Source organism: Legionella sp. JM-2024, from assembly GCF_055389095.1.
This window is the reverse complement of sequence record NZ_AP039388.1, coordinates 2,880,241-2,895,565: the sequence shown is the minus strand read 5'-3', so window position 1 is coordinate 2,895,565 and position 15,325 is coordinate 2,880,241. Positions and strand designations below refer to the sequence as shown.

The window sequence follows — 15,325 nt, the reverse complement described above, 5'->3', positions numbered from 1 at the left end:
AACATTCCGCTTTATTATGTGTTTATAATTTCAACTATACTCCCGCAACATTAAGTTATGATTAAATCAATATGTAAAAGACCTATCTTATAAGTATAGTTATCAAGCAAAAACCTTGCCAAATAAGTTCATGACAAAAGAAAGTTCAAATTGTGTAATTGATTTCAATTTTTACTGAAATTTGATATAATTACGTTTCATTACGTGATTCAATAACAGAATAATTGATTGTTTATATGGGAAAAATTAAAGGAAATGAGATAGATGGCACTCTTTTTCCAATCAAACAAAAAAACAGAGAAATAATCTATTTTTTTAGTGATTTTAAAGAGTTTCTAGGGAATGGTGAGGCCGGTGATGTTTATAAAGGGTATCGATGTATTCCCAAAACAACTAAAACAGAACCTTTTCCTTATCGGATTAGTAAAAATGAACTGACTATTCTGGATGATAAACCTGTTGCCATAAAAATTTACAAGGAAGGAAAATTCCCCTCTGATTATCAGATAACCAATGAAAGCATAGCTGTTGTTGACATAGAAGATAGAACAGTCCTTATTATGGAGTTCAACGATGGATTTCATATTGAGCCGGATTTTAAAAAAAATAAAGAACTCAAGGACTTAACCTTTTTACAAGCAGTTGATGTTGCCTGGCAACTGGTTATAGGGCTCAATCCATTACACTATAGAAATACCAAGGGACTTCCTGTTGTCCATGGCGATATTAACGGCTCAAATATTAAAATAAAAAAAGTTACTGAAAAGCGAACGGATGTTTTCTTTTTAGACTTTGATTACGCAAAACCAATTTTGCCAGGTTCACAGCATCCCCAGGGAACACCTGAATTTGTTGCTCTGGAGATTCTTGATGGTTATTACTCAGAATCCAGTGATTTTTATGCATTGGCTCCTGTGCTTCTTAGCCTTTTCGGCGCAAACAATCCACTAAGGGAAATCTTTAATTTCAGAGATACGCATTCTGAAATGACTAAGGAAAATTTAATAAGACAATATGCCCAAATAGGATTTTGTTCAGATGGTTTGTTTAGCCATTTTGAACCGAAACCTTCTCTTGAGATATGCAATTTACTGGAAAATTTTATTAAACGTATGGGAACTAAAGAGAAACCTCAACGCCCATCCTCCGATGCCATACTTGAATTTTTTACTTCGCTAAGGCAATGGTGTTTGGTTAAAGAAGATCCCAAACTGTTAGAATTTTATTTAGTGAGACTCTATATCGCTTCTAACAATGAAAGTTGGTTAAAAGAAGAAAGATATATCACTGTTTTCTCTGAATTAACAAAAAATGTACAAGACAGATTAATTTGTTTAATGAACTTTGACCACTGTATTCATTTTTATAAATGTTTACCCCGTAGTGATCAATACCAAGATATATTAACCAAGCTGGAAGATATCATAGTGTCTGCCTTAGCAGAAAAGAGTTTAACGCTTAAAAAAAGTCCCTCGTTGATCAATACCCTGTTTAAGGGAGAAATAACACAGCAGGAAATAAAATGGTTGCTTTATTGTTTTGAGAACCATGATCATATTGAATTTTTTGCACCAAAAAATGAGCAGTACAGGAGAAGATTGGAGCAGTGCAAGCAACTCGATATGGCTCCTTTAATTTCCGCCCTTATCTATGGACTAGACAAAGGTTTGCAAACTGAAAGAGCGACTCGTCTTGAATAGCCATGTTTTTGTGAAAAGGGTGTGACCTTGGATTAATGTATCAGGCGAACAGGTCTTTCTCGCGCAGGTGGGAATCCATTTTTATTCTGGGTACAAGCTTATTAGAGGAATGGTTCCCCACTAGCTGGGTCGACAAGGTCTCTTTGAGGAATTTATTGTTCTTTCATCAATTCGAGTTTATACCCTATTTAAAATATCGCTTGATCGCAAAATTTTTTCATGTTTTCAAATTATTCATGAAGATATATAATGCCTCAATTTGATTTGTACTGTGAATGAGGTTGTTTATGTTTGGTCAATTATTTGAAAACTCAATAATGCTTGGTTTTCAGTATTACTCTAATCAAGCTTATGAAGCTGTAGTGGGTTTTTTGCATCAAATAGAGCGATTTGGATTAGGTTACACTAGAGAATTTATTCATGATCCAAAATTGATGATCCAAGCATTAACTTCGAAAGCACGGAATAGTGAAGTAGGGTATAGCGTTATCAGTTTGGGATATTTGGGGGGAAACTACGCAGTAATTACTCCAAAGTCTCAAACTCAACTTGTTGAATTACTCAATCGATTTGACCAGGAAAAATCCGGCCGAAAAGGACATGCTTCCTTTAAATTTTTTTCTGGGAACGACTTTTTTATTATTTCAGATACCGGACATGCTGCCATGTCATCTCGAAAAAATCTGTCTCGTTTTCTTACACCATCCAGACTGGTTAACCCTACCATCACAGAAATAGAAAAAAGTGTAGATTGTGATACAGATATCCAACTTCGGCACACAATCTGTGGTATCGTGCGGGCTGTTATGGTAGAAAATTTACTAGGAATTAAGCAATTACCAGATGATACTTATGATGTGATGGCGTCTTATAGAAATGATGTAAAGCGTTGGGGCGCATTTCCTTTTCCTGAACTGCTTAATTTTATGCCGAGTTTAAGACAAAAACGAGATGTTTACAGGACTTTTTCGAGAGGTATTTTAGAGCAAGAATTTGAAAAACTTGTTGAAGTACTTCGTACTGACGATCATCCAGGAAACGCTAATTTAATTGCTGCTTCAGTAGTCAGTTTATTTAAAGACGAAAACCCAAACCTTTCCAATGAAGAACAGTTATCTGCCTTAAAATCTTTATCTATTGAAGACATTAGACGATATTTTGAAAATCCTATAGTTCAATCCCTTCCAATGATACTAAAAGCGGCTGACAACTTAACTGATGCGATTGTGCTATGTTTGGAACAAATTGCCTCAGATCCCAGAAAACTCGAAATACTTCGAGATGAAATGGATAGATCAGATTTGGTAATAGGAGAAGACTTAGATACCAGGGCTCTTAAATCTTTACCTATACTGGATGCTTTTTATAGGGAGTCAGTTCGGTTTGATTCACCAGTAGCAGTGCCCCGGTACACTCAAAGTGGGTATTCATCTGATTCAATGACCATACCACCCAATACCATGATTATATTTGATTTGCATGCTTTGGCGAAAGGTGAGCAATACTGGACGAATCCTGAAGAGTTTGACCCTACACGTTTTCTGCAAACTGAATCACAACGCGAGGGTGAAGAGAAAGAGACTAAAAATACTAGCCATACCATAGGTCAATTTCCATTCGTTCCCTTTTCAGTAGGCCTGCGCAATTGTCCGGCATTTGCAGTGACAGAGTCTTTATTTAAAGTGGCTATAGCCAAATTCGTTTCAGACTACGAACTACAATTTGTTAAAAAAGGTGATGATGATTCAACATTGCATATTACTTCCAGAAATAAACATCTTGGACTAACGCAATAATGCCTATCGGTTTAAATTCGAATTGCAGAGAAATTTATGATCAATAAATCAAGCACACACCGTGGATTCAGATAGATGACAACTGAGCTGATCTCAAATTTGAAGACACTATGAGTATATTACTTAGTCGTGTTTTTTATAAAAAACCGAGCAATTTCTTCGGTTAAATGAGTAAGGTTCGTATTCATACTCTGCACAAGCGTTTCAATACTGATTAAGGGGACTTTAGTATGGTAATAAGCATTTCCCTTGTGGATTAATTCTTCTTTTCGATAAATAAGGTATTCGGCCCTTAAAATACTGTTACCATGAATATCAATTTCAAATTGTGAAATCATTACTTGAAGATGGTAATCTGGGTGGAACTTATTGTCCCAAGGTGAGATCTGAACGACTACTCCTGGCATTAGAGTTGAAAGATTAGTAGCTAATACAAGAGTAATATTCTTATCCAAGGCCCCAGCCCATTGGTTAAATTCTTCAAGAGTTACGTGATGAGGCGTCTGATGAATCATTAATTGAGGTTTTTTCATATAATCAGGAGTACTTACTCCATCAACACCAATCTGTAAATGATTAAAGGAATTACGACTGTTTTTTTGAAGGGGAATAGGCGTTAATAAATAAAATTGAGTTTCTTTGCTTCGACCGCAATCGCAGAGGGTTAAGACAATGAGCAATATTAAGAGGAACTTCACAGGTTTCTTTCGAAGTTCAACATAGCCAGAAAAAGACGAGGATGTGATGCTCGCAAAGGAGGAATGTATAAAGGCGGTTCGAACACTACCTAGCCAACCCAGATCTCTGATGCAATAGAATTTTAAAAAGTGTCTATTGTTTTTCATCGCTTGCCTCGGAGTAAAGACTCAGGATATCGAGACAAGTAATCTGTCAAATTTTGAGTGGAGTAAGCTGCACTGGTAATTTGTTTTAAGCTTTGATTTAAATACGCGACAACACTGGGTACATCTTGGTTTAAGCTAGAGGATAGTTGCGCTAAACTTTCAGAAACTTTTTGTACAGCCTCTAAAGTATCGTGAATTTCTTTGGAACGAACCAATTCACTGATGTCTTCAAAAGTCTTTTTCGCTGCCTCAAACGCTTCTTCCATAGATGTAAATTTTTCAACCGCATTGTGAGTGGGGAAAATAGGATAAGAATGGTAGTATGTTTGTATGAATTTTTTAGTGGGAGTTGGCTTAATCAACTCAATTTCAGCAACGCCCGTTAACAAGTTAGGTTTGGTGATATTTCCCACATACCCATTATTAATAAGCAGGTGAATAGGGTCTTGGCTAAAACCATAGGTTCTCTCGACAAAAAACTGCACGTACACAGGAATAAGTACTTTATTGCGCTCTTTATTTTCAGTGACTTCTATGATCTTGACTTCACCAATCTTCACGCCTCGATAGGTTACTGGAGCAGTGGTTACTAGCCCTTTTAAAGAGCCTTTGAAAAACATGACAAACGTTTGTTTTTGTGCGCGTTTATATTCTATATAAAAAAAAGTACCACCCAGAATCATTAAACATAGAGCACCTACAACAAAAATACCCACTAATGTATAGAATCGTTCGTTATGCACGTCGTCCCTAAAACGTAAGAGTAATATACATACTAGCTATGATCAGCCAGAATGAGCCACGAGTTAAAATTCGAGAGACTGCTTTTCTCAAATAAATATGTCTAATAGATGCTTCATAATAATAATAACCAGAAGTCAACCCAACTATTATACATAAAATGAATGTCTTAAAGACTGAGTATATCAGATCAAATAAGGTTGTCGAGTTGACGACATAGGATAAAAATTCATTGTTTGTAAACCCTAACATAAAATGAAAAGTAAGATAAAAACTAAAAAAAATAGATGATACAAGATAAACATATAGCAGTAAGGAAGTGATATTCATACCTATAATGATTGGTAATACTTGAGCAAGGATAATTGCCTCTGGGTTCTCTTGGTAATGTTCCAAACGGGTGTTAATCAAATGCAAGGCGGCTTGGATGCATAAAATGAAGCCAATAAGGATAGGTAATATTTCATGGGTTAAAATATTTTGAACAATGGGAAGGACTCGTTGATGTAGGTGAAAGGGATTTAAGAGAACATAAACCGTTTGTGAAACGGTAATGCCTAATAATATACCAATAAAACTCAATAGAATAACAAGGCGTGCTCCAGAATAGTAAATAATTTCTACTGTGTTAGACCAGACGATGGACAGCTTACCAAAAATAACCTTGATAGTACTATGAACCAAATGACCTAAAAATCGAAAAGCGAGTGCAAGTGAATGGATAAAAGTAATAATATGCATCGAAAAATGGCGAAAAACATACATGGCTAATCCATTAGACCTCTTTCAAAATGCTACTATAAAAGAATAATAGCTTCGTTAGTAAGATGCTCCAATCCTTATATGTAGGGGATATCCTGGTTCTGTATTCTATTTTTCTCGGCACTTGTCTTTCTGTCATCAAGTGAACTATTTAAACATTTTATCACTTGTTCGCAAGATGTTTGCATCAGGCAAAAAGAAGTTGATTCTTAAGTTAATAGCAGTGAGACTTATTGCTCTTTTACTATAGTTAAGAATAACACGCTGCATGGTTAGTTGCTAGTGATATTCGGAGGAGCGGGGGATCAAAATAAGGTTGTATAATAAACACCGATTACTCAAATAAACCATCGTCACTTCAACGTTTAAATCGCGTATATATAAATGGTATGCGAGGTTCTAGAATAGCTTGGTACCTCTTTATTTCATAAAACTAACTTTGTTAACAGTGCCATAATATAAGAAGAAAACCAATTCTGAGAGGGTACAATTGTGATTCCTTTTAAACGAATTAACTTAAATTTAATATTGCATTTGGAGGCTTTGCTGAGCGAAAAAAGTGTGAGTGCTGCTGCTGCTAAAGTGTTCATAAGTCAACCTGCAATGAGTTCTTCTTTAAAGCAACTTAGAGAGTTATTTAAAGATCCGCTATTAATTCCTGGTAAAGGAGAGTATTTTCTTTCTCCAAAAGCAAAAGAGTTACAGCCTCAATTAGAGCAAGTGATGTTTTTTATGAGGAATATTCTGCAACCTAGTGAACGATTTGATCCCTTTCAAACAAGAAGATCATTTAAAATTGCTTTACCCGATTATGTCGAATTAATTTTACTGCCCTCCCTAATGTCAGCACTTGAAAAACTACCTTATATTACTATTGAAACAACGATTGAGGCCATGGCTGATGATCCTCATCTGTTTATTGATGATAATGTAGATATAGCAATCGGGGCTATTAATGAGAATTCTTTATCATCGCAGCTTAAGGTTGAGAAATTATATGAAGAAGAAATTATTTGTTTTGCCAGTAAGGCCAATCCACTTATAAACAAACCGTTGTCTTTAAAAGATTATCTAAGCAGTAAACATATTGCATTCAGTTTTAATCAGGAAAGATACAGTCACTCGGGTGAGTACTTATATAAAAGAAAATTGCAACGTAATGATATGGTCTTTGTAAAAAATATCTTGCCCGCCATTTTTGCAGTGGCAAATTCAGATGCTGTTATTTCCACTGCCCCAAATTTTTTAATCAATATGTTTTCCAAGCAGTTTAATTTGGGAATACAACCTTTACCTTTCAACTTGGAACCAACTCCTATTTATCTTGTGATGCACAGTAAGAGTCAATATGATGAGGGAGTTCATTGGTTAGCTCAACTCATAAATTCTGGTATCAAAAATCCTTTCTGAGACAAGGCTAATATTGATGGCCTTTTCAGGAGCTCTGTAAAGAATTATTTAGTTATTTTTTGGTGGGGCTGCTACAGTAACACTAGTGTTTTCTAATTGCTCATATTTTTTTATTTGTGTTAAAGTTGCTTGATACCCTATCGTCAATAAATCATAATCTTCATTGTGTGCCAAAATATATTCTTTTGCATAAGCAACCGCATTTTGAGCTTGTTCATAAAGACGAGTATAAACTTCGGGTATATCTTCTGCCTTTTTAGCCGCTTGAAGAAAAAGAGCTAATGAGTGAAGCATTCTTGCATAACGGACTGGGTAATTATTCCATCCATGTTTTTTAAGTGCCGTGATATACATATCAATTGAATTAATGTAGGTATCAGTGAATTGTTTGTCATGAAGTAAAATTTGAGCTTCAGTTAAATTGATGGAAGCATCATAGTTTCTTTGTTCCCACCTCCAGTTTTTTGGAACATACATCGGAAAAATCCACCAATCATAATGGTATTTTTTAGTGAAAAATTCATCCGGGTTTTTTTTAAATAGATGTTCAAATGTATGTTGTTGAATTCTAGTAATGATATTTAAACGTTTATTTTGGTTGAAATGTACAATTAGAATTTTTTCTCGCGAGGTTAATGCAGGATTTTCTAAACATTTTTCAGTATAGTCTCCTATGCTTTTTGGGTCTTTAAAAAATGAAATCGCTTTAGATATTTCGCCAGTCGAATTGGACATATACATCCCCTATAAATCCATTAACTCATTGTAGCATTGCTTAAGTAAAGTTTACATCTCGCTTCTTCAGCTTTTATTCTGAAGAAGTTAACCCTATATCAGAAAAATAATGTTGTACCTTTTCGGGATAATGTTGTTTTAAAAGATGACTCAAGTTGACTGTATCACCATGTTCTAATGCATGGTGTAATTCTTTAAATAAAGCTGGATTTTCCTTTTGAAAAACAATCTCATATTGATCAGACACATCAATTACTGGCGCTACAATTTCTATGCGTGGATAATTATTATCTTTAATTTCTCTTACAGTGACACATTCAGGATTGTTCCTTATCAGAGAAGCAAGCTCTATACGGGCATTATCATAAAAAGGATTCACTGCTACGAAATCATTTTCATTCGGTTCTTTTGGCTTCTGTCGAGATGTTTTTATAAATTGTAAATCTTCAAGCCGACATCTACAGGTAGTCTTACTTTCTAAGTCATGAATAGCTTTTTGAAAATGAACGGATTCTTTTTCGGTAGGCCATTCTCCAAGCAATAATTTTTTAAGGAAGAGTGAGATAATTTGCTCTGACTCAGAATACTCCTCATCTCCAGATACTATATCATTTTTGTTATAGACGCGTTCATATAAGTCCACAAATTCAAATGGGATTAAGTATTTGATCAGGCCATTGTCTATGGCGTGTGCTTCCAGATTTATCATAGGGATTAATTGTCTGGATTTTTCTTCGATGAAATATAGATCATAAACTGTTTTATTTGCAGTGTAATGATAAAGAGAAAGAGTTTGTCCATATTTGATAGCTAAAGGCTCTTGTTCTTCAATGATATCTATAAAATTATGATTACTGCTATCAAATCCAAAATAAAAATCCTCACCAAGATACAAATCTGGTCTTTGTGCCAAGAGTTCGAACCTATTGGATTGAGTTAATATTTTGGCAGGTGAAGAAGAATGAATACCTAATGGACTTATGTTGATTTTCATTGAAGACTCCTTAATTGAGCTGAAAAACATCTCCTTTGTTTTTCGGCATAAATCATCATTTTACTTTTATTAATCCCTTTTGTGCTTTATTAATCCATTCTCAACAATATGTGACCATCTAATTTAGAATCTTATTCAAATTATAGACTATCGGGGAATGCTTTCTTTTTTAGCGAAACGCGGTGAATTTATTCAGAAACCAGGGTGTGTTTACAATTCATCCCTCTGCCTGCGCGCCGCTGAGATGAATTGTAAACACGTCCTGGTACATAGGAAGTTTATAATACGAGTGTTAATTTATCTTGGATAGCGTGCTTTACCTAATCTAAATTAGTACGTAATGGATAAACTACCGCTGTTTTCCTTGATAAAACTATCCCAAGATTCTTTTATTTCACCATTTGCCTTTACGACTTCTTCAATATCAAATCCTTTCGTATCAAAAAATTTAACTCCATTCTCTTTAGTCAGTACGTTAGTACAAAAATTAGTTACTTGCTCGAAATTATTTAATATAAGTCTGCTGGTTGTGACATCGCCGTTTAAATTTTCAATTGCTTTCTTGGTTTCTTCAAAAGCGGATTGATAAATACGTAGTACCGAGGTGGGTGGAGGCGAGTTTTCAATTTGAAGAGTTCTGAATTCAGAAACCACTTTTTCTTCATATGCGGAAAGAGCCTGAAGTTGGGAATCTAATATGTTTTTATCCTCTTCACTAGTAGGGTTTGCTGATTTGGATGTTAATATCTTCATTGCATCTCGAATGGGTTGAAACGCAGTCATAATGAATTTATCAATTTTTTTGTTTCTTTCAATTTTAGACATTACTCTCTCCGATTTGATTCTTCTTCAATCTGAATCATAGGCTTGAACATTTTTTTTGTCAAAAAATTACACACTAAAGACACATATCCAAGCAATATATAAATAATAACTCAATTATTAAAAAGAAATCAAATTTTATAAATAAAAAACATAGAAATCAAAAAAGAGACTGGACTAAGTTGTTTTATGATCATAAAATATTCAATAACAGTATTTAAAGTACAATTTGATTTAGTGAGAATATCTAATGAGAACATTAATCAATCAAAATCGGTTTCTTAAGGCCATTGAGTATGTCAGTGAAAATCATTTTTCAAAGTCTTATTCCATATCTCCTATGGTTGATAGATGGTTTAACCAATTGTCAATGGTGCATCTTGCAAATGGGAAGATAGTACATCTATCAGGAAAAGAAGCAACCGCATTTGTTGATATTATCTTAGATGGAAAAGTAGTTGATAAAAAAGATTTGGCTATCGTGTTTCAATTTCATTCTCAACAATCAGAATATGAAAAGGAAAGAGCTGCTCTGGTAAAAAAAATTGATGAACTTAAAGAGGAACTGAAAAGCATTGTCCCTGAGGATAAAGAGAAAAAGGGTCAGCTGGAAGCAGAAGAAAAAAAATTAGAAGAGTTTGATGCCAATAAAGTAAAAGCAAAAAAATTATATGAGGATATCGTTGAGCGTGGCACATCCTCTTTAAATGAAGAGCGTTTGGAAAAAAAATATAATTCAAAGATAACTCAAATTGTTCATCGCCCAAATCATGGTTTAACACACTCAGTTAGAGTTTCTTATCTTGTGACAGGAATCCATGCTTTTAAACAGGAGTTTAATAAACATTCAAAAGCAATTAACAAAGATGCAGAACTTGAAAAATTGCAGATGATGATGCTATTCAGTGTCGTTGGTCGTCGCGATGAAACCGGTTTTAATGATACAGGCGATAATGTTAAGGGATGTGAAACGTATGAGAGTTTTAGAATAACTTCAGGAAGAGAGTTTCTTAAGTACTGCCGTGCCCATTTAACAGATTTGTATAAAGACGATCTGGATGCCATGTATCGGGATGCTATTGTTGTAGAACTCATGGGTTACTCCAATATTCAAGATCGAATAGATAGAAGATCAGACGGTCCACCACAAGTATTTATTGATTACGTTATTGAAAAAGAAAGGCAATTGGGGAATGATGTTTCGCGTGAAGAAGCGTTAAACTTGATAACCAAGCCACAATCTCGCAAGAATAAATCACCTAAATATAGCCTCGATAAATTTTTTCCTGGAGGTGCCGTTCGTGAACTTGCTGATGCCAAGTTAGGTATGATGAATGATGCCCATGGTATCGATTTAACACGTTGCTATCCGCTATATCCCTCAAAAAAAGGAGGTGCAAAGGCAATTGGTATCATAGAGGGCTATGTCAATTTATCGGGTCTTTCCGATTCGTTAAAAAGCGCCAATTTAGAAAAATTGGAATCCGTGTTTAAATTCTTACGTTGTAGCTTTGATACCCTTGAGTTAACTGGACAGAAATCCATGTTTGGCTTGATTTCTCAGGAAACCTTCGACAGTCAAAAAGACAGTATTCTGTTAGCTATTCAGGATATTAACAAACGATTCCAAACTCCTATCAAGAAAGAAACACGAGAAGAATTGATTGAAGAAATAAAAAAAGCGCGTGAAGCGGATAATTATTATAAAAATTTAGAAGGCAGTCTGGCACTTAGTAATAAAAGCAACTCGACTCTTGAAGCCTACCGTAAGCATTTAATTCTTCAGGAAATAGTAAAACATATAACAGCAGCCCCTAAATTAACAACTGACAAACGAATGTTTGATTTTCAAAACACTCAAGAAGGTAATCCTCATAAAATTGATCATCATAAAAATGCTGTCAGCTTAGTGAATGGATTGCAATCCATTACTCCAGTTAAAGGAGTAACCAAGTTTGATTTACCTGTAATTTCTGCTGTAAAACATGATAGGCTGGGTAATAAAGTTACTGTTTCTTTCGAGAGTCAGGAACAAGCCCAAGCTTTTAAAGAAACGTATGATACTCTTTTTGGTGCCAAGCTGGATATTACTGAACACTCGCCTAACCATTTTTCTATTGAAGCAAACAGGGAACATTACAAGCAATTACGTGATGATAAGTTGATTGAGTTTAAGCAAGTTACTGTACCTAAAGTGATTAATAGAGAAGAGTCTTTGGTTGATCCCGAAGGTAATATTACTGCTTTGGATATGATACAAAATAGCCAGGCTTTAGTACGTCTTGTTTCTACTACGGCATTAAGCGGCGAGACTTTTCCTGATTATGATTATCTTTTAAGAGCTTTTGAAGATCCGGTTCATGAGCGTTATACTCCTCCTATTCGAGAGAACATACATTTTCCAATAATTCATGGAAAATACACTGATCCAAGAACAAACAAAGTTTATGATCGAAAAGTAGTGACAACAACACTTCCTGATGTTCGTTTTCAAGAGCCTGTAACCGAGCCGGTTAAGTTTGAAGACAAGGTGTCCGATGGTTGGGTTGTGGGAAAACCAGGGGCTCCTCAAAATACTATTTTTACTAAAAAACTGGCTCATACTTTACTACCTCATCATGGTAAGGTGATACCATTTGCTGGTTACCCAGAGAAAAAATGCAATTATTTTCCTATTGGTGTTCTGTCAGACGTTCGTCAGGTTGATTTGAGAGATGAACGCTATATCTGGTCTGAGAATATGGATACGGTGACCAAATTTTGGGTAAAAGATCCTTCGATAACTGACAGACAGTTTTATCGCTATTTGAATGCCCAGATGGAGAAATCCGGAGAGCCTAAGCGTTATTCCAAAACCAACGTTATTGCTTTGGACAAAAGCAAACTTCTTAAAGAAGGCAGCACGAAAGAAGAGCTCATAGACCATTTACAAGAGCGGAAGAAAAAGATTTTTGATGTTCTTAATACTAAGGGTTACCGTCCAAGAGATGAAGCATTACAGGATTTTAAAATGTTACTTCGTCAAGAGCGAAAAATATATCTTGAGCGTTTTAATGGGAAAAAAGAAGTACAAAAAGAAATTAAAGAGCTCTATTCGGCAATAGAGGAACGTATTAATCTTGAGGCTGCAAGAAAAAGTTCGAAATATGCGATTAATCTTAGTCAATTAGTTGAACAACAGAAAAAGAGCATTGAGGCTGGGGGGCATAATGAAATTTTGGCAGGAAATACCAAAGGGGCTACACAAGCTCTCTACGCAACTCGTGATCAACTCTTTGATCGTCTTAACCTGGCATTTCATGCTCTGGAAATTAAAAAGAAATATCAATACGACGTGCCTCTTTTGATTCTAAGTCAAGATAAGCCACCATATCATTATACGGAGGCGATGATTAAGGAAGATCTTAAAGCCGCCTATGCTCTTTTACGCAAAGGAGAGTTTCCCTACGATAAAACTAAAAATATTGCTTATGAACTTGACTCCAAGGGAAATGCTCTGCGGGACAAAAATGGGAAGCGAATACGGAAGAAAACCTCTGGGGGTGAAGATGTTTATGAGGAAAAAAACCAGGTTTATCAGAAAGACTTATTAGTTAATCTTTTTAAATTAGCGTTGCCTTTAACCGATGTCGAACAGCTCGAGAAGGGACAAATTGATTCTGAAACACTTGATGGAGAAAAGATTGATCATGCTATCGATTTAATTATTGAGCGTATGGACGTTATTGGTGGTTTAGCCCGTGAACGCAAATTGATGGAGCAGATCTTTTCACAAAAAAATACAGAAAAAAAGGAACAGTTCTTTTTACGTCAAGTGGCATTAGGAAATCTTCCTTTGATAGAAGAAATGGGAAACAACCGATCATTTGTTATCTCCCCAATTTTATTAGAAAAAGCTGTCCTGGTTGCTGAAAAAAATAATCAGAAAGCGGTAAGAGATTTTCTTGCTCCTCCTAAACCATCGATTGAAGAAGTTCGAGAAGAAGTAGAGGTGAAAGAGCCAATTCAATTGATACCTGAATCAGTTGAAAAAGAAACTGTTGTTGTAAAATCCGATTTAAAATCGGAACTTGACGATCTAAAAAAACCTATTGATTCATTGGGATTAGAACATATATTAAAAACTCATAAAGAACGTATTTCCGCTATAGTAGAAATCAATCTACGAGATCGAAGTTCACTAAAGCTGGATGAAATACAATTACTTCAAAGGACAACAGAAGAGTTATTATTAAATGCTTCTTCAAATAATGAAAAAAATAAAAATAAATTAGATGAATTTATAAAACTACTAAATGCACATCCGGAGTATAGAGAAAGTTATGCTCATATCCTGGCAGCTTCAGATAAACCAGTTGCATTAAGCAGTATTCTAAAAGCTCATGATCTTTGGGGTGTTGAACTCACTGCACAAGCAATGGCACTTTTAGCCTCTCAGGAGAAAAACACATTTACTTTAGATGATCTTATTAAAGTATATGAGCGAATGAGCTCTGTTATATCGCCGGTCGTTTGTCAAAAACATTTGAAAAATGCAATGTCGCTTGTTGAGCGGCGTGGTATGGAAGATGCCAATAATTACCTTCTGCTGGTTGAGTTTAATAGAGAGACAGTTGCTAAGGTTTATTTTAAAGACTCGACTGCTTTATTACATCAACCTAGAATTGATGCATTATACTCTAAAGTTAAGGGATTAATTCAGGAAATTGAAGCAAATGGCTTTGGGCCAATGGATAAAGGAACAAATGATTATTGCAGTATCATGAAAAAATTGGTCAAAGAGAATAAAAATGATTATCTTTTCTTGTTGCTTAGATACCATGATCTGGTAAAAGTTCATAAAGTAATATCTTCACCGGAAATGCAAGATATTAAAAAAGAGATTGCTGTTCTTGATCGTAACGGATCAGGCTTTTGGGGGTCTCGAACCAGTAAAGAGAAAGCTAACACCCTGAAAGAAGCTATGGCCCAAATTCCATTACTCGAGCGAGATCATATTTTTACAAGTGATTCACATTCATGTAGAAATGTACAAAGAATTCTTTACTCTAATGGGATATTAGTTAGCAAACTCGATGTAGAAGAACTTTCTAAAGAGGAACCAACTAAAAAATTATCGAATTAATGTTTGCCTAGTATCTATTTATCATTCAATTTATTGGTAGTCCTATACACTTTGTCTATCAGTTAAAAAAGAGTAACTGATAGACAAAGTGTATTTATAATAAAGAATACTGGTGGATAGATTTTGTTTTACCAAAAGATTCATGGGGCTCAATTTGCTTTGATAATAATAGTTGTCCCATCTATTTTTTTTGCCTTAGCATGGCTGTTTCAATTGATACCTTAATTCAAGGGTACATCCCCCTCCACTTGGAATAAGTGAATCCTATGTTTTCTGCAAGTCTATGTGATTAATGCGAATGAAAATACGATTGACCTATATAGCAAGGTTTCAACACATCGATTTTCTTAAGTGCATGTAACTTGGTTGAACTATAAAGCAAACTACACTACATT

At 35.0% G+C, this 15,325-nt stretch carries 10 protein-coding genes; 4 read left to right on the top strand and 6 right to left on the bottom strand.

Annotated features, from left to right (window positions below):
• The first annotated feature begins 236 nt into the window (after nt 1-236).
• Both ACZ5EK_RS12605 and ACZ5EK_RS12600 read left to right on the top strand, forming a co-directional pair.
• Nucleotides 237-1,700, top strand: coding sequence for a protein kinase domain-containing protein (locus ACZ5EK_RS12605; protein ID WP_464429985.1), 1,464 nt, complete (start codon nt 237-239; stop codon nt 1,698-1,700).
• A gap of 287 nt (nt 1,701-1,987) precedes the next feature.
• A complete protein-coding gene (locus ACZ5EK_RS12600; protein ID WP_464429984.1) occupies nt 1,988-3,496 on the top strand; it encodes a cytochrome P450 in 1,509 nt (502 codons plus the stop codon).
• A gap of 119 nt (nt 3,497-3,615) precedes the next feature.
• Here ACZ5EK_RS12600 and ACZ5EK_RS12595 read toward each other — a convergent pair whose 3' ends face one another.
• The 3 genes from ACZ5EK_RS12595 to ACZ5EK_RS12585 all read right to left on the bottom strand — a co-directional run bounded on the left by ACZ5EK_RS12595 (nt 3,616) and on the right by ACZ5EK_RS12585 (nt 5,847).
• Nucleotides 3,616-4,341: a PqiC family protein gene (locus tag ACZ5EK_RS12595; RefSeq protein WP_464429983.1), complete on the bottom strand. Its 726-nt coding sequence runs from the start codon at nt 4,339-4,341 to the stop codon at nt 3,616-3,618.
• Nucleotides 4,338-5,024 carry an MlaD family protein gene (locus ACZ5EK_RS12590; RefSeq protein WP_464432501.1) on the bottom strand — a complete coding sequence of 229 codons (687 nt, stop codon included), beginning with the start codon at nt 5,022-5,024 and terminating at the stop codon, nt 4,338-4,340. Before ACZ5EK_RS12590 ends, ACZ5EK_RS12595 begins: the two co-directional genes overlap by 4 nt.
• A gap of 67 nt (nt 5,025-5,091) precedes the next feature.
• Entirely contained in the window at nt 5,092-5,847 is a 756-nt protein-coding gene (locus tag ACZ5EK_RS12585; RefSeq protein WP_464429982.1) for an ABC transporter permease, read from the bottom strand.
• A 486-nt stretch (nt 5,848-6,333) separates the two neighbouring features.
• Here ACZ5EK_RS12585 and lelA point away from each other — a divergent pair, with 486 nt between their 5' ends.
• Nucleotides 6,334-7,254: a LysR family transcriptional regulator LelA gene (lelA, locus tag ACZ5EK_RS12580; RefSeq protein ID WP_464432500.1), complete on the top strand. Its 921-nt coding sequence runs from the start codon at nt 6,334-6,336 to the stop codon at nt 7,252-7,254.
• Between the two features lie 48 nt (nt 7,255-7,302).
• On the opposite strand, the gene ACZ5EK_RS12575 is transcribed toward lelA, so the two are convergent.
• The 3 genes from ACZ5EK_RS12575 to ACZ5EK_RS12565 form a co-directional block, all read right to left on the bottom strand.
• Complete coding sequence (locus ACZ5EK_RS12575) at nt 7,303-7,989, bottom strand: hypothetical protein (RefSeq protein WP_464429980.1); 687 nt, start codon at nt 7,987-7,989, stop codon at nt 7,303-7,305.
• A gap of 73 nt (nt 7,990-8,062) precedes the next feature.
• Nucleotides 8,063-8,983: a hypothetical protein gene (locus tag ACZ5EK_RS12570; RefSeq protein ID WP_464429979.1), complete on the bottom strand. Its 921-nt coding sequence runs from the start codon at nt 8,981-8,983 to the stop codon at nt 8,063-8,065.
• Between the two features lie 330 nt (nt 8,984-9,313).
• On the bottom strand, nt 9,314-9,808 hold the full coding sequence (locus ACZ5EK_RS12565; protein WP_464429978.1) for a hypothetical protein: 495 nt from the start codon (nt 9,806-9,808) through the stop codon (nt 9,314-9,316).
• A gap of 247 nt (nt 9,809-10,055) precedes the next feature.
• On the opposite strand from ACZ5EK_RS12565, the gene ACZ5EK_RS12560 reads away from it, so the two are divergent.
• Nucleotides 10,056-14,930 (top strand): SidE phosphodiesterase domain-containing protein, encoded by a 4,875-nt coding sequence (locus tag ACZ5EK_RS12560; RefSeq protein WP_464429977.1) that lies wholly within the window; start codon nt 10,056-10,058, stop codon nt 14,928-14,930.
• The last annotated feature ends 395 nt before the right edge of the window (nt 14,931-15,325 follow it).

Coding starts and splice junctions, on each gene's coding strand:
- ACZ5EK_RS12605 (WP_464429985.1), top strand. CDS start 237: ATGGGAAAAATTAAAGGAAATGAGATAGATGGCACTCTTTTTCCAATC.
- ACZ5EK_RS12600 (WP_464429984.1), top strand. CDS start 1,988: ATGTTTGGTCAATTATTTGAAAACTCAATAATGCTTGGTTTTCAGTAT.
- ACZ5EK_RS12595 (WP_464429983.1), bottom strand. CDS start 4,341: ATGAAAAACAATAGACACTTTTTAAAATTCTATTGCATCAGAGATCTG.
- ACZ5EK_RS12590 (WP_464432501.1), bottom strand. CDS start 5,024: ATGATTCTGGGTGGTACTTTTTTTTATATAGAATATAAACGCGCACAA.
- ACZ5EK_RS12585 (WP_464429982.1), bottom strand. CDS start 5,847: ATGTATGTTTTTCGCCATTTTTCGATGCATATTATTACTTTTATCCAT.
- ACZ5EK_RS12575 (WP_464429980.1), bottom strand. CDS start 7,989: ATGTCCAATTCGACTGGCGAAATATCTAAAGCGATTTCATTTTTTAAA.
- ACZ5EK_RS12570 (WP_464429979.1), bottom strand. CDS start 8,983: ATGAAAATCAACATAAGTCCATTAGGTATTCATTCTTCTTCACCTGCC.
- ACZ5EK_RS12565 (WP_464429978.1), bottom strand. CDS start 9,808: ATGTCTAAAATTGAAAGAAACAAAAAAATTGATAAATTCATTATGACT.
- ACZ5EK_RS12560 (WP_464429977.1), top strand. CDS start 10,056: ATGAGAACATTAATCAATCAAAATCGGTTTCTTAAGGCCATTGAGTAT.